A 19,902-nucleotide genomic window follows, 5' to 3' on the forward strand; every position below is an offset into this window, starting at 1 on the left:
ATGTTCCGCTCCGCCCTCGCCCTGCTCCTGGCGCTTGCCCTGCCGGCAACGGCCCTGGCCGATAACGGCAAGCCGCTGCGCATCGGCATCACCCTGCACCCCTACTACAGCTACGTGACCAACATCGTCGGCGACAAGGCCGAAGTGGTGCCGCTGATTCCAGCGGGCTTCAACCCCCACGCCTACGAGCCACGGGCCGAGGACATCAGGCGCATCGGCACCCTGGACGTGGTGGTGCTCAACGGCGTGGGCCACGACGACTTCGCCGACCGCATGATCGCCGCCAGCGAAAAGCCCGGCATCAATACCATCGAGGCCAACCAGAACGTTCCGTTGCTGGCGGCCACCGGTATTGCCGCCCGCGGCGCCGGCAAGGTGGTCAACCCACACACCTTCCTGTCGATCAGCACCACCATCGCCCAGGTCAACAACATCGCCCGTGAACTGGGCAAGCTCGACCCGGACAACGCCAAGCTCTACACGCAAAACGCCCGCGCCTACGCCAAGCGCCTGCGCGCCCTGCGTGCCGATGCCCTGGCCAAGGTCACCGAGGCCCCCAGCGCCACCTTCCGGGTGGCCACCATCCACGCCGCCTACGATTACCTGGTCCGCGACTTCGGCCTGGAGGTGACCGCCGTGGTCGAACCGGCCCACGGCATCGAACCCAGCCCGGCCCAGTTGAAAAAGACCATCGACCAGCTCAAAGCCCTGGACGTGAAGGTGATCTTCTCGGAAATGGACTTCCCGTCGGCCTATGTCGAAACCATCCAGCGTGAATCTGGTGTGCGCCTGTACCCGCTGACGCACATCTCCTATGGCGAATACACCAAGGACAAGTACGAAGTGGAAATGAAGCGCAACCTCGACACCGTGGTCCGCGCCATTCAGGAGAACCGCGCATGACCGCCGCCGCCAACCTGGTGACGGCCTGCGGGCCACGCATCGAGTTCGCTGGCATCGACCTGACGCTAGGCCGCACACGCATCCTTGAACAGGTCGCTTTCACTGTGGCCGCCGGCAGCGTGCATGCCATCGTCGGCCCCAATGGCGGCGGCAAGAGCTCGCTGATCAAGACCCTGCTCGGGCAGATGCCGCATCAGGGCCAGTTGACCCTGCATTGGCCAAGCGCACGCGAGGTGATCGGCTATGTGCCGCAGGCCCTGGAGTTCGACCGCGGCCTGCCGATGACCGTGGACGACTTCATGGCCGCCATGTGCCAGCGCCGCCCCGCCTTTCTCGGCCTGTCGCGGCGGGTGCAACCGGCCATAGACGCCGCCTTGGCGCAGGTCGGCATGCTAGACAAACGCAAGCGGCGCATGGGTGCGCTGTCCGGGGGCGAGCGCCAGCGCGTGCTGCTGGCCCAGGGCTTGATCCCCGAGCCGCAGTTGCTGGTGCTGGACGAACCCATGTCGGCACTCGATGAAGCCGGTATCCAGGTGTTCGAGCAGTTGCTCAAGGGCTGGCGCCAGGCGGGCACCACCGTGCTGTGGATCGAGCACGACCTGGAAGCGGTGCTGCGCCTTGCTGACCGGGTAACCGGCCTGAGCCGCAAGGTGCTGTTCGACGCCCCCCCCGCCCAGGCCCTGACCCCGGAGCGCCTGCTCGGCCTGTTCTCTGTTCACCCGCGTAGCGAGAGCCTTGCCCCATGAGTTTTGAAGCATTTCGCCAACTGGTCCAGGACTGGGCCACCGCTGGTTACCTGCCCGAGGCGCTGGCCTACGGTTTCGTGGTCAACGCCCTGTTGGCCGGCCTGATGATCGGCCCGGTGCTGGGCGGCCTGGGCACCCTGGTGGTGGTCAAGCGCTTCGCTTTCTTCTCCGAGGCAGTGGGCCATGCCGCGCTGACCGGGGTGGCCATCGGTATCCTGCTGGGCGAGCCCTACACCGGCCCTTACGGCAGCCTGTTCGGCTACTGCCTGCTGTTCGGCATCCTGCTCAATTTCCTGCGCAACCGTACCGGGCTGTCGCCGGACACCCTGATTGGCGTGTTCCTGTCGGTGTCGCTGGCGCTGGGCGCCAGCCTGCTGTTGATGCTGGCGGGCAAGATCAACGTGCACATCCTCGAGAACGTGCTGTTCGGCTCGGTGCTGACCGTCAGCGGCCAGGACCTGGTGGTGTTGGGCATCGTCGCGGTCCTGGTGCTGGCTTTGGCGCTGCCGCTGTACAACCGCATCATGCTGGCCAGCTTCAACCCACAGCTGGCAGCTGTGCGCGGGGTAGCGGTGAAAACCCTGGACTACCTGTTCGTGGTGCTGGTGACTTTGGTGACCGTGGCCGCCGTGAAGGTGATCGGGGCCATCCTGGTCGGCGCGCTGCTGGTCATTCCCGCTGCCGCCGCTCGCCTTGTCAGCCAGTCGCTCAAGGGCTTTTTCTTCCTGTCGGTGGTGATTGCCACTGTCAGCACCCTGTTTGGCATCCTGCTTCCGATCGTGTTCGACCTGCCAGTACCGTCAGGCGCCGCCATCATCCTGGTCGCGGGCATCTGCTTTGCCCTGGCCGCCCTGGCCCGCGCCCTTGTCCCTCGCCTGCAAGGAAACCCGGCATGAACCTGAAACGCCTGACCCTGGCGCTGGCCCTGGCCGGCCTGCCGTCGCTGTCTTTTGCCACACAAGTGCTGACCACCCTGCCCGTCACCCACAGCCTGGCCAGCGCCCTGCTCGACGGCACTGCGGTACAGCTAAAACGTGCGGCGCCGGCCAACCTGCCGGCCAGCCGGCAGCCGTCGTACTTCAGCGGGCGCGGTGGCGCCAGCCTGGAAAAAGTCGCACAACAGGCCGACGCGGTAATCGGTGTGCGTTCGATCTGGCGTGACGACCCGCTGTACCCGATGGCCCGGCGCAGCAACATCCGCATCGTCGAAATCGATGCCGCACGGCCGGTGGATGGTGCGCTGCCAGGGATTGCAGTCTCCGGTGATGATGCCTATGGCGCCTACCCTTGGCTCAACCCGACCAACCTCGGGCGTATGGCCGATGTGGTGGCCAATGACCTGGAGCGCCTGGCCCCGGGTGACAAAGCGAAGATCCAGGGCAACCTGGCGGGGCTCAAGCGCCAGCTGCTGGAGCTTTCTGCCAGCAGCCAGACACGCCTGGCCAAGGTCGACAACCTGACGGTGGTGAGCCTGTCCGAGCGGTTGGGTTACCTGGCCAGCGGATTGAACCTGGATGTGGTGGAGCAACCGCTGCCGACCGAATGGGATGCTGCCGCGCTCAAGGCGCTGGAGGAGAACCTCAAAGCGCAGGATGTAGCACTGGTGCTGGACCACCGCCAGCCGGAGGCCGCAGTAGCCGAAGCGATCAAGGCCGCCGGGGCGAAGCTGGTGGTGGTGGAGAGTGACCCTGACGATGCGTTTGCAGGGCTCAAGACCAGTGTCGACCAGGTGGTTGGGGCATTGGGCGAAAGCTGATCGAGCAGGCCGATGTGGTCAATGTGGGAGCGGCCTTGCGTCGCGAAAGGGCTGCACAGCAGCCCCGCAATTTTTGTATCAACGCAGAAACCCTGGGGCCGCTATGCGGCCCTTTCGCGACGCAAGGCCGCTCCCACAATGGATCGCGTCAGCTGAAAAGTTAACGCTTCATGCACCGCTGATAGCGCTCGTCCACCCGCCCGGCAAACCACGCCGTGGTCAACTTGCGGGTGATCTTGGGGCTCTTCAGTTCGATCCCCGGCAATACCGCCCGCGGCACAGGTTTACCGGCCTTGGCATCTGCCAGGGCAAACACCCCGCTGTACAACTTGCTGTCCTCGAACGCCAGGCTGTCGCCCTCTTCCAGCTGGCTGCGAATCTGCGGGTTACGCAGCCCCAGCTTCGCCCCCAGCTTTCTTGCGGCTTGCTCGGTGGCACCTGGCATGATCGCCCCCGGTGCAATCAGGTCGCCGTCCAAGGCAAGCGGCACGCCGGTCGCCTTGCCCAATGCGGCCTGGAACGCCGCGTTGCGGCTGGCGTACCAGCCCGCGTTGAAATCGGCAAAACGGTAGAGCTGGCGTTCGTAACTGGCGGGGTAGCCCAACAGGTGGGCGATGCCGAAGTACATGCCGCCGCGCCGCGTGAACACCTCCTGGCGAATCGTGCCGTCATGGCTGTAGGGATACGCCTGCGCATGCTTTTCGGCGAAGTCGATGCTGACCTGCATCGGCCCGCCGGTGCGCACCGGGTTCAGCCCGTCCAGCAAGGTCTTGCCCAGCGGTACACGGGCGATGACCTCGTCGTAAAGCTCGCTCAGTTGCTTCTCGCTGCGCACCGCCTGCAAACGCTGCTGGTAGCTCTGGCCGTTACCGGAGGGCGCCTTGAGCGCACCGTCAACCAGTAGCCTGGGGATATGCAAGCGCCCGGCACGGCGGTCGATTTCCTCGCGGGCGATACGCCCCAGGTTGGGCACCTGCGGGTCGGCAGTGAAAGTGGATTCCTGCTCGGTCACCGCCAATACAGCGCACAAATTGCTTTTGCTCGGCGTAATACGCTGGGCCTCGAACGCCACTTGGATGTCCTTGGCCCAGCCTTCGCGGTCCTTGGCCTGCGCAGGCAGCAACCGCAACAGCTGGGCGCGGACTTTGGCCGGGTCCGCCTCGGGCGCTTCTTCACGGCGCCCGGCACAGCCTTGCAGCAGCGCCAGCGCCATCAACCCGGCAGCCAGTAACCGGCCGTTCAGGGCTGTTCACCGACCAGGTAGGTTTTGCTGATGTGGCGAAACAGCGGGTGGCCGGCGCTGCCCATCAATTCGAACAACACCATCTCGCGGGTCACCACCTGCGCCCCGGCCTCACGCATGCGCGCCAGGCCCGCCGCCTTGCTGGCAGCGGTACGGCTGTCGCAGGCATCCTCGACCACGAACACTTGCTTGCCCAAGGCCAGCAGGCCAAGCACCGTCTGTAGCACGCAGACATGGGTTTCCATACCACACACGATCACCTGCTCACGCGCCATCAGGCTCGCTGGCAGGCAACCGGCAGCCACACAGGAAAAATGGCTTTTCTCCACCACTTCGGCTGCCGGTGCTGCGGCCAGCAGTGGCGCCAAGGTATGCCCCAGGCCCTTGGGATACTGTTCGGAAATCACCGTCGGAAGCTCCAGCTCGGCGGTCGCCGCCAACAACCAGCGTGCCCGTGCCCGAGTACCCTCAGGGTCGCTCATGGCGTCGATGAGTTTTTCCTGGATGTCGACGACCAGCAGCGTGGCCTTGTGTGGATCGATCAGCATTGTCCGCCCCTTGCCTGGGAAAAGGCCTAGCCTCCCCCAGGCAAGCGGTGACGTCAATCAGGCAGAAAGCCGAAGCGGTTCCAGTGAAGCCGTGAGCGCGCCAAGCACGTGGTCCTCCTGCTCATGGATGAAGAAGTGGCCACCGGGAAACATCTGCAGCGAGAACTCGGCTTGGGTTTCCTGGCGCCAGGCCTGCAATTGCTCGTCGCTGGCCCGGTCATCCGCCCCGCCCAGCACGTGCAGCGGGCACTGCAACGCCGCCCGCTGGCGGTAGGCGTAAGTGCCGCAAAGCAGAAAATCGGCGCGCAGGGTAGGCAGGGTCAGGCTCATCAACTCGGCGTTGGCCAGCACTTCCTCAGGGGTACCCTGGAGTTCACGCAACTCGCGGATCAGCTCGGCGTCGCTCCTGGGCTCGCGCCAGTTCTTGCCGTCGTAGTCTTCGCGCCGGGAGGGTGCCGCCGTACCGCAGGCAAACAGGGCCAATGGCGCGGGGCAGCCCAGCGCCTGCAGCTCATGCGCCAGCTCGAAGGCCAGCAATGCACCCAGGCTGTGGCCGAGCAACGCATAAGGGGCGCTCGTCGCCAGGCGCTGCTCGCTGGCCAGTTGCCGGGCCAGCACTTGCATGTCGGTGTGCAGCGGCTCGGCCATGCGTGCGCCGCGCCCGGGCAGCTCCACCGGGCGCACTTGCAACCAGGCGGGCAGTTTGCGCCGCCAGCGGTTGTAGACCATGGCGCTGGCCCCGGAGTACGGCAGGCACAGCAGGTTCAGCGCGGTCACTGGGCGGCTTCGGCCATTTTCTGACGCAGGCTCAGCGGGCGCATGTCGGTCCACACCTCGTCGATGTAGGCCAGGCATTCCTTCTTCAAGCCGCTCTTGCCGACGGCACGCCAGCCGTTGGGGATGGCTTTGTAATCTGGCCAGATCGAGTATTGCTCTTCGTGGTTGACCACTACCTGGAACTGGATATCGTCGCGGTCGAAAACGGAAGTCATTGCCTGTCTCCTTGAATGATGAGTGCCGCTGCACGCCTGGTGCAGGGGGCTTTCAAGTAGACGTAGCACGCGGTGAAAAAATTAGAGCAACTGGCGCGCCCCATGTGGGAGCGGTGCAGAAATCAAAGGTCAGGCATCACGCAGCAGGTCGTGGGTATCGAGCAGACGGAAGGCTACCTGCGGGTTGCGCTCCAGCCCGCGGCGAATTGCCGCCGGGATCGACTGCCGGGTCTTGCGGCACAGACCCGGCTGGTCATCCAGTTCAATGACGATACCGCGCATGGTCCGCACTTCGTTGTAGCCGGGGGCAATGTGCACGCGGATGCCGAGGTTTTCGTACAGGCGTTGCTGCAGGCGTTGCAGGTCCTCGAAGTCCTTGAGGTTTTCCAGGCGTTCAAGCAGGCGCTTTTCTTCCTGTCGGGTCAGCAGGAGGATGCGCTGGGCCGCCTGCGGGTGATCGACCAAGTGTTCACGGCCGCAGTCGCAGGCACCAGGAGGGCAAGGTTGGCGCAGAGGGGGTGGTGTCATGGAGCAAGCATAGCCCGGCAAAGGCCTCGAAAAAAACTTTCCTGTCAGGATAAAAAATTTCACAAACCGCTAGACCCCCACCCCTCATTTCGCCTATAAATCCCCAAAAGGAAATTTATATTCCCACGAAGAAACACCACTTTGCCCCTTGCGAAGCTTTTTTTGCCCTTGTGCCCGACCTGCCCCACTCCATCACGAGGCCTACCCGACATGCACCCCGCTCCCGATCACTTCATCCTGCGCGTCAGTTGCCCGGCCGTGTCCGGCATCGTCGCCGCAGTGACCACCTACCTGGCCGAGCACGGTTGCTACATCAGCGAGATGGCGCAGTTCGACGACGAGGACAATGGGCGCTTCTTCATGCGCGCGGTGTTTCGCTTCAACACCGGTATCCGTGGTGATACGCCGCAACTGGAGGCTGGCTTTACCGACCTGGCCCAGCGCTTCGGCATGCAGTGGAGCCTGCACAGTAGCGCCCGGCCGATGCGCGTGCTGCTGATGGTGAGCAAGTTCGACCACTGCCTGTCCGACCTGCTGTACCGCCACGCCAAGGGCGAGCTGGACATGCACATTACCGCTGTGGTCTCCAACCACCTGGACCTGCGCCCGATGGCCGAGCGCCAGGGTATCCGCTTCGTCTACCTGCCGGTGACCAAAGACACCAAGGCCGAACAGGAAGCCGCGCTGCTGCGCATCGTCGAGGACACTGGCACCGAACTGGTGGTGCTGGCGCGCTACATGCAAATCCTCTCCGATGACCTGTGCCGGCAGCTGTCGGGGCGGGCGATCAACATCCATCACTCGTTCCTGCCCGGTTTCAAAGGTGCCAAGCCTTACCACCAGGCCTATCAGCGCGGGGTCAAACTGATCGGCGCAACCGCCCACTACGTGACCAGCGACCTGGACGAGGGCCCGATCATCGAGCAGGAAGTGCAGCGCGTGGACCACGCCTACGCACCGGACGATCTGGTGGCCATCGGCCGCGACACCGAGACCATCGCCCTTTCCCGCGCCGTGAAATACCACCTGGAACACCGGGTGTTCCTTAACCACGACCGCACGGTGATCTTCAAATGAGCGCCCTTCCCAGCGTCAAGCTGATCGACGGCAAGGCCACCGCCGCGCGGGTGCTGGCCGAAGTGCGCGAGCAGGTGCTGGAACTGCGCCAGGGCGGCGTGCAACCCGGCCTGGCCGTGGTGCTGGTGGGCGCCGATGCCGCCAGCCACGTGTACGTACGCAACAAAGTGCTGCGCGCCGAAGAGGTGGGCATCCGCTCGCTGGAACATCGCCTGCACGCCGACACCACCCAGGCCCACCTGCTGACCTTGATCGACCGCCTGAACCGCGACCCGGAGGTAAACGGCATCCTCGTGCAACTGCCGTTGCCCGGGCACATCGACGAGCACCGTGTATTGCAAGCCATCAGCCCGTTCAAGGACGTGGACGGCTTCCACAGCGAGAACGTCGGTGGCCTGGCCCAAGGCCGCGATGTGCTCACCCCGTGCACCCCCAGCGCTTGCATGCGCCTGCTGCGCGACGCCTGTGGCGAGCTGCGCGGCAAGCATGCGGTGGTGGTCGGCCGCTCGAACATTGTCGGCAAACCCATGGCTGCCCTGCTGCTGCAGGCCGACTGTACGGTGACCGTGGTGCACTCGCACAGCCGCGACCTGCCGGCGCTTTGCCGCCAGGCCGACATCCTGGTGGCGGCAGTGGGCCAGCCACGGCTGATCGGTGCCGACTGGCTCAAGCCCGGCGCGGTGGTGATCGACGTCGGCATCAACCGCGTCGATGACGGCGGCCACAGCCGCCTGGTCGGTGATGTCGACTTCGCCGCTGCCCTGCCCCAGGTCGCCGGCATTACTCCGGTGCCCGGCGGCGTCGGCCCGATGACCATCGCCTACCTGATGAAAAACACCCTGCTCGCCCTCGACCTGCAACAACAGGCCGCCCACCAGGAGCGCACCTGATGCCTTTCGCCCTGCTGAAATACGGCCTGAGTGCCGACTACCCGGTGGAGGTCGACCTGCCGCCACCGTGCGAACTCAAGCCACGCTATGACGTGGTGATCATTGGCGCCGGCGGCCATGGCCTGGCCATCGCCTACTACCTCGCCAGGTACCATGGCGTGACCAACGTCGCCGTGCTGGAAAAGGCCTACCTGGGCGGTGGCAATACCGCACGCAACACCGCGGTTATCCGCTCCAACTACCTCACCAGCGAAGGTGTGCGCTTTTACGCAGAATCGGTGCGCATGTTCCAGAACCTGTCGAACGAGTTCGACTTCAACATCATGTATTCCGAGCGCGGCCAGCTCACCCTGGCGCACACCGATGCCACCGTGCGCGCCTTCCGCCAGCGGGCCGAAGTCAACAAGCACTTCGGCGGGCGCACCGAAATGATCGACCGCCAGCAGATTCGTGAACTGGTGCCCAGCCTTAACCTCGACCCCGGCCACCTGCCGGTGCTGGCGGGCCTTTGGCACATCGACGGCGCCACCGCGCGCCATGACGCAGTCGCCTGGGGCTACGCCAAGCAGGCAGCCAAGCGTGGCGTGGAAATCCACCCGCTGACCGAAGTGCAGGACCTGCTGATTCGCAATGGCCGCATCGAAGCGGTCAAGACCAACCGTGGCACCGTACAGTGCGGCTGCGTGGTCCAGGCCGTGGCCGGCGCCAGTTCGCTGCTGATGGCCAAGGCTGGCATACGTGCGCCGATTCACACCTACCCGCTCCAGGCCATGGTCACGCAGCCGTTCAAGCCGTTCCTCGATCCGCTGGTCAGTTCGTCGGCACTGCACTGTTATGTGCAGCAGACCAGCCGTGGCGAGATCGTCTTTGGCGGCGGCTCCGACCCCTACCCGCTGTACAACACGCGCTCCACACTGGATCTCAAGGAAAGCCTGCTAGCCCACGCCATCGAGATGTTCCCGTTCATGGCCAACGCCAAGCTGATGCGCCAGTGGGCCGGGATGACCGACATGACCCCGGACTACAGCCCGATCATGGGCCTGTCGCCGGTGCACAACTACTACCTGGACGCCGGCTGGGGCACCTGGGGCTTCAAGGCCACGCCAATTTGCGGCAAGACCATGGCCGAGCTGGTGGCCAGCGGCGGCAAAGTGCCCGAAATGATCGCCCCCTTCGCCCTGGAGCGCTTCAGCCGCTTCCAGCAAGTCAACGAAATGGGCGCCACTGCGGCCAGCCACTAGGAGCAACGACAATGAAGATCCTGACCTGCCCCTTGAACGGCCCGCGCAACATCAGCGAGTTCACCTACGGCGGCGAATTCAAGCACATGCCCGACCCGGCCCGCTGCAGCGATGCCGAGTGGGCAGACTACGTGTTCAACAGCGACAACCTGGCCGGGGTGGTGACCGAGTGGTGGCTGCACAACGCCTCCAGCTACTGGTTTCTGGCCGAGCGCCACACGGTGAGTGACCAGGTGCTGCGCACCTTCGACCCGAAAGCACTGTTCGACCGCCGTGTCGATTTCACCCCCGTTGCCACACCGGAGATCGCCGGATGAACAGCCACACCCGCCTCCCTGCGCCCATGGGCCTGCTGATCGACCGCGAGCGGCCCCTGCGCTTCCAGTTCGATGGCCAGGCCTGCCAGGGCTTTGCCGGTGACACCATTGCCAGCGCCCTGCTCGGTAACGGCCGCTGGCTGCTGTCGCGTTCGTTCAAATACCATCGCCCACGCGGCCCGCTGAGCATGGCCGGGCAGGATGCCAACACCCTGGTGCAGTTGCCTGACGAACCCAACGTGCTGGCCGACCTGGAGGCCGCATGCGAGGGCCAGGTGGTCACAGGGCAGAACTTCAACGGCAGCCTGGAGCATGACCGCGACGCCTGTCTGGGCAAGTTTTCACGCTTCATGCCGGTGGGCTTCTACTACCGCTCGTTCTACAAGCCCAAGGGCATGTGGAAAGTGTGGGAACCGCTGATTCGCAAAAAGGCCGGCCTGGGCGTGCTCGACCTTGGCTTCAAGCCGCAGTACTACGACAAAGCCTATCTGTTCGTGGATGTGGCGGTCATCGGCGGCGGCCCTGCCGGCCTGCGCGCCGCGCTGGACGCGGCCAATGCCGGGGCCAAGGTGCTGCTCATCGAACAACAGCCGGTACTGGGCGGCTCGCTCACCTACGCCCGCTTCGACATCGCCGGCACCCGCGCCGCCAGCCTGCGCCAGGCGCTGTTGGCCGCCATCGAGGTCCACCCGAACATCCAGGTACTGCTGGATGCCACCTGCAACGGCTGGTTCACCGACAACTACTTGCCAGTGATCCAGCACACACGCTTGTACAAGGTGCGTGCCAGCCGTTGCCTGGTGGCAGCCGGTTCGTTCGACCAGCCGGTGGTGTTTCGCAATAACGACCTGCCGGGCGTGATGCTGACCAGCGCTGCCCAGCGGCTGATGAAGCTGTATGCGGTCAAGCCCGGCCAGCGCGCGGTGATCCTCACCGGCCACGATGACGGCTATCTGGCCGCCCTCGACTTGCAGGAGCAAGGCGTGGCCGTGGCCGCAGTGGTCGATATGCGCGCTGCGCCGGCCGATGCCGCACTGGCCGCCGAACTGAAGCGCCGCGATATCCCCGTGTACCTGGGCAGCACGGTGTACGAAGCACTGCACGAAGCGGGTATGCGTCATGTCAACGGCGTGGACATTCGCCCGATCACCGGCCAGGGCAAGGTCGGCCCTCATGGCCTGCGCCTGGCTTGCGACCTGCTGTGCATGTCGGCGGGCTACATGCCGATATACCAACTGCTGTGCCAGGCCGGTGGCAAGTTGGCCTATGACGTCAACCGCGACGAGTTCACCATCAGCGACCTGCCAGCCGGGTTGGGCATCGCCGGCTCGGTGAACGGCCGTCACGCGCTGACCAACGTGCTGGCCGATGCCACGCGCGGGGCTGCCGATGCAGTGGCAGCGCTGGGCCTGCAAGCGCCACCACAATCGGTGTTCAGCGCCGAAGCCAAGGTCAATTTCCCCTGGCCAATCTTTGCGCACCCCAAGGGCAAGGATTTCGTCGACTTCGACGAAGACCTGCAGGTGCGCGACATCGTCAACGCCACCCGCAGCGGCTATCGCGACGTGCAGTTGGTCAAGCGCTTTTCCACGGTCGGCATGGGCCCGTCCCAAGGCCGCCACTCGGCGCTGCCCACCGCACGCCTGGTAGCGCAGGCGACCGGCCGCAGCATCAGCGAGACCGGGGTGACTACTGCCCGCCCACCGTTCCAGGCAGAAAAGCTGGCGCATGTCGCCGGCCGTGCCTTCGACCCTTACCGGCAAACGCCAATGCACCGCCGCCACTTGCAAGCCGGGGCGAAAATGATGCCTGCCGGCACCTGGCAACGCCCGGCCTATTACGGCAAGCCCGAGGAACGTGAGCGCTGCATGCAGGAAGAAGCCCGCCATGTGCGCGAAAAAGTCGGCCTGATCGACGTGTCTACCTTGGGCGGCCTGGACGTGCGCGGCCCAGACGCCGCAGAACTGCTGGAGCGCGTCTACACCTTCGGCTTTGCCAAGCTGCCTGTCGGCCGCACCCGCTACGCGCTGATGACCAACGAACAGGGCGTGGTGATCGACGACGGCGTCTGCGCACGCCTGGGCGAGCAACACTTCTATGTCACCGCCACCACCAGCGGCGTGGACCGCATCTATCAACAGATGCTGAAGTGGAACGCGCAGTGGCGCCTGGACGTGGACATCACCAACGTCACCGCCGCCCTGGCCGCGGTAAACCTGGCCGGGCCACTGTCACGCCAGGTGCTGGCCAAGGTGTGCGCTGACGTGGACCTGTCGGCCGAAGCCTTCCCCTACCTCGGCGTACGCCTGGGCAATGTAGCGGGCATCCCCGCACGCATCCTGCGGGTCGGCTTCGTCGGTGAGCTGGGCTACGAAGTGCATGTGCCGGCGCGCCATGCCGAGCGCCTGTGGGACGAACTGATGCAAGCCGGTGCAGGCCTGGGTATTCGCCCTTTCGGCGTCGAGACCCAGCGCCTGCTACGCCTGGAAAAAGGCCATGTGATCATCAGCCAGGATACCGACGGCATGACCCACCCGGCAGAGATCGACATGCAATGGGCCATCGGCCGCAAGAAGCCGTTCTTCGTCGGCAAGCGCTCCATCGAAATCCTTGAGGCGCAGCCGCTCAAGCGCAAGCTGGTCGGTTTCACCCTGCCGAAGGGCAGCCCGCAACCACTGGAGGGGCACCTGGTGCTGGACGGGCCGGCCATCAGCGGCAACGTCACTTCCTGCGAATACTCGCAAACCGTAGGGCAGATCATCGGCCTGGCCTATGCCGGTGCCCACCAGGCCACCCCAGGCATGCACATCCCGATCCGCGTGCAGGGCGGCGCGATGGTGCAGGCCAAGGTGGTGCAACTGCCGTTCCACGATCCCGACAACCAGCGCCAGGAGCTCTGAGCCATGACCCGTTTGCAAGCCGAAGCGTTTCTCCCTCACAGCCCGCGGGCCGAGTGGCGGCACACCTGCGCGTTGACCGACCTGACCGATGTGGCACGGGTCGGGTTTCGCGGGGGTGACACCGCCGCCTACCTGCAGCAGCGCGGCTACCGTTTGCCGCCGCAGCCGAACCAGGCCGTGCGCCAGGACGACGGCGGCTGGGTAGCGCGGTTGTCGCAGACCGAGTACCTGCTGCTGGGCAGCCTGGCCGACAAAGGCGCACGGGTGGCTGGCGCAGAGGCCGAGTGGGTGCAGGATGCCCAGCGTAACTACTTGCTGCCGCGCCAGGACAGCCATGCCTGGCTGCAGCTGTCTGGAGCCCTTGGCAGTGCGGTGATGGCCAAGTTGTGCGCAGTGGACTTGCGTGCCGAGGCGTTTCCGGCCGGGGCGGTGGCGCAGACTTCGGTGGCACGCATCAATGTGATTGTGGTGAATGTGGGCAGCGATGAGCGTCCAACATTACAGTTGCTGTTTGATCGGGCGTCACGGGTGTACATGCGGGCAGCGATGCTGGATGCCATGGATGAATTCGATGGCGGTTTGATTGAGCTGGGTGCGTTGGTGGGTTGATACGCGGTGAGGCCTGCAGCGTGTTCGCCGCACGATTTTCGGCGTTTGGCCCACGCTTGTGATTCGAGATTACGGCCCTCATCCAACTGTTCGGGCTCTCGCCAAAGTGGAACGGTGAATGGCAGCTTTTGCTCCCACACGTGCTCTGGGCACCTCGGGCTATCAGCTTGCCATTCACCGCTCTCACTTCAGATTCTATTCCTTCTCCAAGACACAAGCGGGTTTACCCGCGAAAGGGCCATCAGCCCAACATCAGGGTTCAAACCCTTCGACAATGATCACTTCAGCCTTCGCCACCCCCTGGCGATGGCTGCACGCCTCCTGGTACAGCGCGGACCGGTAACACGCCACGGCCTGCTCGTACGAATCAAACTCGATCACCACGCTACGCTGCGGGGTTGGCCGCCCTTCCATCGCCTCACTGCGCCCGCCACGTGCCAGGAAGCGGCCGCCGAATGCCTTGAAGGCTGCCGGAGCGCGTTGGGTGTACTGCTGGTATTGCTCGGGGTCGGTTACGTCCACGTGGGCGATCCAATAGGCCTTCATGCGCTGCTCTCCTGAAACGACGATATTTGTGTATGATGGTATACCATAATAATCACCCCACCACAGTGAGCGTGCAACATGGCATTCAACACCATCGAGGAACTTCTAGAGGACTACCGGCAAGGCAAGATGGTCCTGCTGGTGGATGACGAGGACCGAGAGAACGAAGGCGACCTGCTGATCGCTGCCGAGCGTTGCGACGCCCAGGCCATCAACTTCATGGCCCGCGAAGCGCGTGGCCTGATCTGCCTGACCCTGACCGACGAACACTGCCAGCGCCTGGGCCTGGAGCAGATGGTACCGGCCAACGGCAGCGCTTTTAGCACGGCGTTCACCGTGTCGATCGAGGCGGCCACCGGCGTCACCACCGGCATTTCCGCCGCCGACCGGGCGCGCACCGTGGCAGCGGCCATGGCCCCCACCGCCCGCCCCGAAGACCTGGTACAACCCGGCCACATTTTCCCCCTGCGCGCACGCGAAGGCGGCGTGCTGACCCGCGCCGGCCACACCGAGGCCGGCTGCGACCTGGCGCGCCTGGCTGGCTTCAGCCCGGCGTCGGTCATTGTTGAAGTGCTGAATGACGACGGCACCATGGCCCGCCGCCCTGACCTTGAAGTGTTTGCCGCCCGGCATGGCATCAAGATCGGCACCATCGCCGACCTCATTCACTACCGCCTGAGCACCGAGCAGACCATCAAGCGCATCGGCGAGCGCGAGCTGCCGACCGTGCACGGCACCTTCCGCCTGGTCACCTATGAGGACCGCATTGAAGGCGGTGTGCACATGGCCATGGTCATGGGCGACATCCGTCGCGAGCAACCGACGCTGGTGCGGGTGCACGTGATCGACCCGCTGCGCGACCTGGTCGGTGCCGAATACGCAGGCCCGCCCAATTGGACGCTGTGGGCAGCGCTGCAGAAGGTGGCCGATGAAGGTACTGGCGTGGTGGTGATCCTGGCCAACCATGAATCCTCCCAGGCGCTGCTGGAGCGTGTACCGCAGCTGACCCAGCCGGTAAGGCCTTATCAGCGTGGGCAGTCGAAGGTGTACTCCGAAGTGGGCACCGGGGCGCAGATTCTGCAGGACCTGGGCGTGGGCAAGCTGCGTCACCTGGGGCCACCGCTGAAGTACGCCGGCCTGGCGGGATATGAGCTGGAGGTGGTGCAGAGCATTGCGTTCGAGCCCGTAATGCCGGGCTGACCTCCGCCCTCCCTGCGACGCCGGCCTTGTGGGAGCGGCCTTGTGTCGCGAATGGGCCGCAGAGCGGCCCCTGCAATCTTTCGGTCAGCTCTGAAATCCTGGGGCCGCTTTGCGGCCCATTCGCGACACAAGGCCGCTCCCACAACGCCCCGGCAACCAAACCTGAGGGCAGGGTGATGGCCGGTCGCCTCATACCCCTTGCCAAAAGTTTGGAATACCATAATATGATATCCCGTAGACCTTAAATCTGCAGGCCGGCACCTACAATTAAAAACGGCCACCCAGACACTTTGTTTTAGCTGCTCCCCGAACACTGTTGGCGGGCGCACCACAAGCCCCGCCTCGAATAACAAAAGCAACGAGGGCGTAACCATGCTGTTGAGCAAACGTGTAACCGCAGTGCTGTCCGCCAGCCTGCTGACCCTGGCATGTCAAGCCGCCCAAGCCGCTGACAGCCTCAACTTCGTCAGCTGGGGCGGGACCACCCAGGACGCCCAGAAAGAAGCGTGGGCCGTACCCTTCACCAAAGCCACCGACATCAAGGTCGTGCAGGACGGCCCCACCGACTACGGCAAGCTCAAGGCCATGGTCGAAAGCGGCAACGTGCAATGGGACGTGGTGGATGTCGAAGCCGACTTTGCCCTGCGCGCCGCCAGCGAAGGCCTGCTCGAACCCCTCGACTTCAACCAGATCAAGCGCGACAAGATCGACCCGCGCTTCGTGTCCGACCACGGCGTCGGCTCGTTCTTCTTCTCCTTCGTACTGGGCTACAACGAAGGCAAGCTCGGTGCCAACAAGCCGGTGGACTGGACCGCACTGTTCGACACCAAGACCTACCCTGGCAAACGCGCCCTGTACAAATGGCCCAGCCCCGGCGTGCTTGAACTGGCCCTGCTGGCCGACGGCGTAGCGCCGGACAAGCTGTACCCGTTGGACCTGGACCGCGCCTTCAAGAAGCTCGACACCATCAAGAAAGACATCGTCTGGTGGGGCGGTGGAGCCCAGTCGCAGCAGCTGCTGGCTTCGGGTGAAGCTTCCCTCGGGCAGTTCTGGAACGGCCGTGTCTACGCCCTGCAGCAAGACGGCGCTCCCGTGGGCGTGAGCTGGAAGCAGAATCTGGTCATGGCCGATTTCCTGGTCATCCCCAAAGGTGCCAAGAACAAGGAGGCGGCCATGAAGTTCCTGGCCAACGCCAGCAGCGCCGAAGGCCAGGCCGAGTTCGCCAACAAGACCGCCTACGCCCCGGTGAACGTCGACAGCGTGGCCAAGCTGGACAAAGACCTTGCGCCAAACCTGCCCACTGCCTACGCCCAGGACCAGGTCACACTCGACTTCGCCTACTGGGCTAAAAACGGTCAGGCCATCGCGGCCCGCTGGAATGAGTGGTTGGTCAAATGAAAGTCGCCATCAACGCCCTGCATAACGCGCAAGGTGCCCCCACGGGCACCGGCGCCCCTGGGACGGCCCCTCGCCGCACCAGCCTGAGCCAACGCTGGAAAGGCAGCCGCAACCTACTGCCGGCCCTGCTGTTTCTTGGCTTGTTCTTCTTCGCACCGCTGGTCGGCCTGTTGCTGCGTGGCGTGCTGGAGCCAACGCCGGGGCTGGGCAACTACGAGCAGCTGTTTGCCAACTCAGCCTACGCACGGGTGCTGTTCAACACCTTCTCGGTAGCTGGCGTAGTCACCCTGATCAGCGTGCTGCTGGGCTTCCCACTGGCTTGGGCGATCACCCTGGTGCCCAAGGGCTGGGGCCGCTGGCTGCTGAACATCGTGCTGCTGTCGATGTGGACCAGCCTGCTGGCGCGCACCTACTCGTGGCTGGTGTTGCTGCAAAGCTCGGGGGTGATCAACAAGGCGTTGATGGCCATGGGTATCATCGATACCCCGCTGGAAATGGTGCATAACCTCACGGGCGTGGTAATCGGCATGAGCTACATCATGATCCCGTTCATCGTGCTGCCGCTGCAGGCCACCATGCACGCCATCGACCCGATGGTGCTGCAGGCCGGTTCCATCTGCGGCGCCAGCCCGTGGACCAACTTCTGGAAGGTGTTCCTGCCGCTGTGCCGTTCGGGGCTGTTCTCCGGGGCGCTGATGGTGTTCGTGATGTCGCTGGGCTACTACGTTACCCCTGCGCTGCTGGGCGGGGCGCAGAACATGATGCTGCCCGAATTCATCATCCAGCAGGTGCAGTCGTTCCTCAACTGGGGCTTGGCCAGCGCCGCTGCGGCATTGCTGGTGGCGATCACCCTGGTGCTCTTCTACCTGTACCTGAAGCTGCAGCCGGAATCCCCGGTCGGCAACGCGAGGTAAACCGCCATGCTCCTGTCTCCCAATGCCATGGGCCGCCCGCTGCGTACGGGCCTGTACCTGACCACCGGGGTCATCGCGGCCTTCCTGCTGCTACCGGTGGTGTTCATCGTGTTGCTGTCGTTCGGCTCGTCCCAGTGGCTGGTATTTCCGCCCCCGGGCTGGACCTTCAAGTGGTACGGCCAGTTCTTCTCCAACCCGGAGTGGATGGACGCCGCGCTGGCCAGCCTCAAGGTGGCCGTGCTGACCACCGTCGCCGCCGTGCTGCTGGGCCTGCCCAGCGCATTCGCCCTGGTGCGTGGCCGCTTCCCGGGCCGCGAGCTGCTGTACGGGCTGTTCACCATGCCGATGATCGTGCCGCTGGTGATCATCGCCGTGGCGGTGTACGCACTGTTTCTCAAGCTCGGCTACACCGGCACGCTGTTCGCCTTCGTGGTCAGCCACGTGATCGTCGCCCTGCCCTTCACCATCATCTCGATCATCAACTCGCTGAAGCTGTTCGACCAGTCGATCGAAGATGCCGCGGTGATCTGCGGTGCCTCGCGCCTGCAGGCTATTTTCAAGGTCACCTTCCCGGCCATTCGCCCGGGGATGATCGCCGGTGGCCTGTTCGCCTTCCTGGTGTCGTGGGATGAGGTGGTGCTGAGCGTGATGATGGCCAGCCCCGACCTGCAGACCCTGCCGGTAAAAATGTGGACCACCCTGCGCCAGGACCTCAGCCCGGTCATCGCCGTGGCCTCGACCCTGCTGATCGGCCTGTCGCTGCTTGTCATGTTCATTGCCGCCGCCTTGCGCCGGCGCACCGAAACAAACGCCTGAGCGCGCGGAGAAAACAACAATGAGTGCAGTGATCAAAGACAACGCGCCAGGCAAGACCCTGGTCAGCCTGCGCGGCCTGAACAAGCACTACGGTGACTTCACCGCCGTGGACAACCTTGACCTGGAAATCCAGGACGGCGAGTTCCTGACCTTCCTCGGGTCCAGCGGCTCGGGCAAATCCACGACCCTGTCGATGCTGGCCGGCTTCGAAACACCCAGCAGTGGCGAGATCCTGGTGGATGGCCAGTCGCTGGTGAATGTACCGCCGCACAAACGTGACATCGGCATGGTGTTCCAGCGTTACTCGCTGTTCCCGCACCTCAACGTGCGCGACAACATCGCGTTCCCCCTGGCCATCCGCAAGCTCAGCACCAGCGAGACCCAAAAACGGGTCGACGCCATGCTCAAGCTGGTACAGCTGGAGCAGTTCGCCCACCGCAAGCCGTCGCAGATGTCCGGCGGGCAACAGCAGCGCGTGGCGATTGCCCGGGCACTGGTGTACGAGCCACGCATTCTGCTGATGGACGAACCGCTCGGCGCACTGGACAAGAAGCTGCGCGAAGACCTGCAGGACGAGCTGCGCCAGTTGCACCGTCGGCTGGGTATCACCATCGTCTACGTCACCCATGACCAAGAGGAAGCCATGCGCCTGTCCCAGCGCATCGCCATCTTCAGCCATGGCAAGATCGTCGGCCTGGGCACCGGTTACGACCTGTACCAAAACCCGCCGAATGCCTTTGTCGCCTCGTTCCTGGGCAACTCCAACTTCTTGCGCATCAAAGCCAGCAGCAACGGCGCAGGCAGCTTCGAAGGCCAGCCGGTGGCCATCCGCCTGACCCCAGGCCTGGCCGCTGCGCAGGATGCGCTGATCATGGTGCGCCCGGAAAAAGCCCTGGCCCTGACCGTCGAACAGGCCGCCCGCGAACCACTGCCGGCGGGCTGGAACGAGGTGAGTGCCAAGGTGGGCGAAGTGCTGTTCCTGGGTGAAAGCCAGACCTGCCATGTGGTGACTGCAGGGGGCACCGAGCTGACGGTGAAAGCACTGTCGGCTGCGGGCATGCCGATGCAGCCGGGTGACAGCGTGAAGGTGCGTTGGGCGGTAGCCGATGCGTGCATCTATACCGAGTGGGCCGAGAGTGACCTGAGCAAATCTGCCGGGGCGCATTGAGTCCATCACTCGCCGCACAGGGAGGGCAAGGCCCTCCCCTAGCGGCTGTCACATTATCATCACGCCACTGTCGTAATCTGCCGGCCATCTCTATGCCATAGGCCACCCGG

Annotated in this window: 21 protein-coding genes; 15 read left to right on the plus strand and 6 right to left on the minus strand. The window is 64.5% G+C overall.

Annotation, left to right across the window (positions count from 1 at the left end; all coding sequences use genetic code 11):
• From CKW35_RS06695 to CKW35_RS06710, 4 genes are read left to right on the plus strand one after another with little or no spacing between them, the layout of a single operon-like run.
• Positions 1–903, plus strand: coding sequence for a metal ABC transporter substrate-binding protein (locus CKW35_RS06695; RefSeq protein WP_016487655.1), 903 nt, complete (start codon positions 1–3; stop codon positions 901–903).
• Complete coding sequence (locus tag CKW35_RS06700; RefSeq protein WP_016487656.1) at positions 900–1,649, plus strand: metal ABC transporter ATP-binding protein; 750 nt, start codon at positions 900–902, stop codon at positions 1,647–1,649. Before CKW35_RS06695 ends, CKW35_RS06700 begins: the two co-directional genes overlap by 4 nt.
• Complete coding sequence (locus tag CKW35_RS06705) at positions 1,646–2,545, plus strand: metal ABC transporter permease (RefSeq protein WP_016487657.1); 900 nt, start codon at positions 1,646–1,648, stop codon at positions 2,543–2,545. Before CKW35_RS06700 ends, CKW35_RS06705 begins: the two co-directional genes overlap by 4 nt.
• On the plus strand, positions 2,542–3,405 hold the full coding sequence (locus CKW35_RS06710; protein WP_023048683.1) for a metal ABC transporter solute-binding protein, Zn/Mn family: 864 nt from the start codon (positions 2,542–2,544) through the stop codon (positions 3,403–3,405). The genes CKW35_RS06705 and CKW35_RS06710 overlap by 4 nt, the downstream gene beginning before the upstream one ends.
• A 160-nt stretch (positions 3,406–3,565) precedes the next feature.
• On the opposite strand, the gene CKW35_RS06715 is transcribed toward CKW35_RS06710, so the two are convergent.
• The 5 genes from CKW35_RS06715 to CKW35_RS06735 form a co-directional block, all read right to left on the minus strand.
• A complete protein-coding gene (locus CKW35_RS06715; RefSeq protein ID WP_023048682.1) occupies positions 3,566–4,618 on the minus strand; it encodes a DUF1615 domain-containing protein in 1,053 nt (350 codons plus the stop codon).
• Between the two features lie 26 nt (positions 4,619–4,644).
• Complete coding sequence (locus CKW35_RS06720; RefSeq protein ID WP_016487660.1) at positions 4,645–5,196, minus strand: hydrolase; 552 nt, start codon at positions 5,194–5,196, stop codon at positions 4,645–4,647.
• Positions 5,197–5,253: 57 nt separating this feature from the next.
• A complete protein-coding gene (locus CKW35_RS06725; RefSeq protein WP_095115494.1) occupies positions 5,254–5,973 on the minus strand; it encodes a thioesterase II family protein in 720 nt (239 codons plus the stop codon).
• A complete protein-coding gene (locus tag CKW35_RS06730; RefSeq protein ID WP_016487662.1) occupies positions 5,970–6,188 on the minus strand; it encodes an MbtH family protein in 219 nt (72 codons plus the stop codon). Before CKW35_RS06730 ends, CKW35_RS06725 begins: the two co-directional genes overlap by 4 nt.
• Before the next feature lie 129 nt (positions 6,189–6,317).
• The gene (locus CKW35_RS06735) at positions 6,318–6,716 is read right to left on the minus strand and encodes a hypothetical protein (RefSeq protein ID WP_016487663.1); all 399 of its coding nucleotides are present in this window, start codon (positions 6,714–6,716) and stop codon (positions 6,318–6,320) included.
• Between the two features lie 210 nt (positions 6,717–6,926).
• Between CKW35_RS06735 and purU the strand changes: the two genes are divergently transcribed.
• From purU to CKW35_RS06765, 6 genes are read left to right on the plus strand one after another with little or no spacing between them, the layout of a single operon-like run.
• Positions 6,927–7,793, plus strand: a complete 867-nt coding sequence (gene purU / locus CKW35_RS06740) for a formyltetrahydrofolate deformylase (RefSeq protein ID WP_095115496.1) — start codon at positions 6,927–6,929, stop codon at positions 7,791–7,793.
• Positions 7,790–8,683: a bifunctional methylenetetrahydrofolate dehydrogenase/methenyltetrahydrofolate cyclohydrolase FolD gene (folD, locus tag CKW35_RS06745; protein ID WP_095115498.1), complete on the plus strand. Its 894-nt coding sequence runs from the start codon at positions 7,790–7,792 to the stop codon at positions 8,681–8,683. Before purU ends, folD begins: the two co-directional genes overlap by 4 nt.
• Positions 8,683–9,924 carry an FAD-dependent oxidoreductase gene (locus CKW35_RS06750; protein ID WP_016487666.1) on the plus strand — a complete coding sequence of 414 codons (1,242 nt, stop codon included), beginning with the start codon at positions 8,683–8,685 and terminating at the stop codon, positions 9,922–9,924. Before folD ends, CKW35_RS06750 begins: the two co-directional genes overlap by 1 nt.
• A gap of 11 nt (positions 9,925–9,935) precedes the next feature.
• Complete coding sequence (locus CKW35_RS06755; RefSeq protein ID WP_016487667.1) at positions 9,936–10,241, plus strand: sarcosine oxidase subunit delta; 306 nt, start codon at positions 9,936–9,938, stop codon at positions 10,239–10,241.
• Positions 10,238–13,141, plus strand: coding sequence for a 2Fe-2S iron-sulfur cluster-binding protein (locus CKW35_RS06760; RefSeq protein WP_095115500.1), 2,904 nt, complete (start codon positions 10,238–10,240; stop codon positions 13,139–13,141). Before CKW35_RS06755 ends, CKW35_RS06760 begins: the two co-directional genes overlap by 4 nt.
• A 3-nt stretch (positions 13,142–13,144) precedes the next feature.
• A complete protein-coding gene (locus CKW35_RS06765; protein ID WP_095115502.1) occupies positions 13,145–13,750 on the plus strand; it encodes a sarcosine oxidase in 606 nt (201 codons plus the stop codon).
• Between the two features lie 252 nt (positions 13,751–14,002).
• On the opposite strand, the gene CKW35_RS06770 is transcribed toward CKW35_RS06765, so the two are convergent.
• Complete coding sequence (locus CKW35_RS06770; RefSeq protein ID WP_023049469.1) at positions 14,003–14,296, minus strand: DUF1330 domain-containing protein; 294 nt, start codon at positions 14,294–14,296, stop codon at positions 14,003–14,005.
• Positions 14,297–14,374: 78 nt separating this feature from the next.
• Between CKW35_RS06770 and ribBA the strand changes: the two genes are divergently transcribed.
• From ribBA to CKW35_RS06795, 5 genes are all read left to right on the plus strand, one after another.
• Positions 14,375–15,496: a bifunctional 3,4-dihydroxy-2-butanone-4-phosphate synthase/GTP cyclohydrolase II gene (gene ribBA / locus CKW35_RS06775; RefSeq protein WP_016487671.1), complete on the plus strand. Its 1,122-nt coding sequence runs from the start codon at positions 14,375–14,377 to the stop codon at positions 15,494–15,496.
• A 372-nt stretch (positions 15,497–15,868) separates the two neighbouring features.
• Complete coding sequence (locus tag CKW35_RS06780; protein ID WP_016487672.1) at positions 15,869–16,894, plus strand: ABC transporter substrate-binding protein; 1,026 nt, start codon at positions 15,869–15,871, stop codon at positions 16,892–16,894.
• On the plus strand, positions 16,891–17,808 hold the full coding sequence (locus tag CKW35_RS06785) for an ABC transporter permease (protein ID WP_016487673.1): 918 nt from the start codon (positions 16,891–16,893) through the stop codon (positions 17,806–17,808). Before CKW35_RS06780 ends, CKW35_RS06785 begins: the two co-directional genes overlap by 4 nt.
• 6 nt (positions 17,809–17,814) lie before the next feature.
• Positions 17,815–18,624, plus strand: coding sequence for an ABC transporter permease (locus CKW35_RS06790; RefSeq protein ID WP_016499074.1), 810 nt, complete (start codon positions 17,815–17,817; stop codon positions 18,622–18,624).
• Between the two features lie 19 nt (positions 18,625–18,643).
• Positions 18,644–19,792, plus strand: coding sequence for an ABC transporter ATP-binding protein (locus CKW35_RS06795; protein WP_060517287.1), 1,149 nt, complete (start codon positions 18,644–18,646; stop codon positions 19,790–19,792).
• Positions 19,793–19,902 lie beyond the last annotated feature (110 nt).

The organism is Pseudomonas sp. Irchel 3F3 (genome assembly GCF_900187545.1).
GTDB classification, from domain to species: domain Bacteria; phylum Pseudomonadota; class Gammaproteobacteria; order Pseudomonadales; family Pseudomonadaceae; genus Aquipseudomonas; species Aquipseudomonas fortuita.

Coding starts and splice junctions, on each gene's coding strand:
- CKW35_RS06770 (WP_023049469.1), bottom strand. CDS start 14,296: ATGAAGGCCTATTGGATCGCCCACGTGGACGTAACCGACCCCGAGCAA.
- CKW35_RS06715 (WP_023048682.1), bottom strand. CDS start 4,618: ATGGCGCTGGCGCTGCTGCAAGGCTGTGCCGGGCGCCGTGAAGAAGCG.
- CKW35_RS06700 (WP_016487656.1), top strand. CDS start 900: ATGACCGCCGCCGCCAACCTGGTGACGGCCTGCGGGCCACGCATCGAG.
- folD (WP_095115498.1), top strand. CDS start 7,790: ATGAGCGCCCTTCCCAGCGTCAAGCTGATCGACGGCAAGGCCACCGCC.
- CKW35_RS06735 (WP_016487663.1), bottom strand. CDS start 6,716: ATGACACCACCCCCTCTGCGCCAACCTTGCCCTCCTGGTGCCTGCGAC.
- CKW35_RS06785 (WP_016487673.1), top strand. CDS start 16,891: ATGAAAGTCGCCATCAACGCCCTGCATAACGCGCAAGGTGCCCCCACG.
- CKW35_RS06795 (WP_060517287.1), top strand. CDS start 18,644: ATGAGTGCAGTGATCAAAGACAACGCGCCAGGCAAGACCCTGGTCAGC.
- CKW35_RS06710 (WP_023048683.1), top strand. CDS start 2,542: ATGAACCTGAAACGCCTGACCCTGGCGCTGGCCCTGGCCGGCCTGCCG.
- CKW35_RS06760 (WP_095115500.1), top strand. CDS start 10,238: ATGAACAGCCACACCCGCCTCCCTGCGCCCATGGGCCTGCTGATCGAC.
- CKW35_RS06750 (WP_016487666.1), top strand. CDS start 8,683: ATGCCTTTCGCCCTGCTGAAATACGGCCTGAGTGCCGACTACCCGGTG.
- CKW35_RS06695 (WP_016487655.1), top strand. CDS start 1: ATGTTCCGCTCCGCCCTCGCCCTGCTCCTGGCGCTTGCCCTGCCGGCA.
- CKW35_RS06720 (WP_016487660.1), bottom strand. CDS start 5,196: ATGCTGATCGATCCACACAAGGCCACGCTGCTGGTCGTCGACATCCAG.
- CKW35_RS06730 (WP_016487662.1), bottom strand. CDS start 6,188: ATGACTTCCGTTTTCGACCGCGACGATATCCAGTTCCAGGTAGTGGTC.
- CKW35_RS06765 (WP_095115502.1), top strand. CDS start 13,145: ATGACCCGTTTGCAAGCCGAAGCGTTTCTCCCTCACAGCCCGCGGGCC.
- purU (WP_095115496.1), top strand. CDS start 6,927: ATGCACCCCGCTCCCGATCACTTCATCCTGCGCGTCAGTTGCCCGGCC.
- CKW35_RS06790 (WP_016499074.1), top strand. CDS start 17,815: ATGCTCCTGTCTCCCAATGCCATGGGCCGCCCGCTGCGTACGGGCCTG.
- CKW35_RS06705 (WP_016487657.1), top strand. CDS start 1,646: ATGAGTTTTGAAGCATTTCGCCAACTGGTCCAGGACTGGGCCACCGCT.
- ribBA (WP_016487671.1), top strand. CDS start 14,375: ATGGCATTCAACACCATCGAGGAACTTCTAGAGGACTACCGGCAAGGC.
- CKW35_RS06780 (WP_016487672.1), top strand. CDS start 15,869: ATGCTGTTGAGCAAACGTGTAACCGCAGTGCTGTCCGCCAGCCTGCTG.
- CKW35_RS06755 (WP_016487667.1), top strand. CDS start 9,936: ATGAAGATCCTGACCTGCCCCTTGAACGGCCCGCGCAACATCAGCGAG.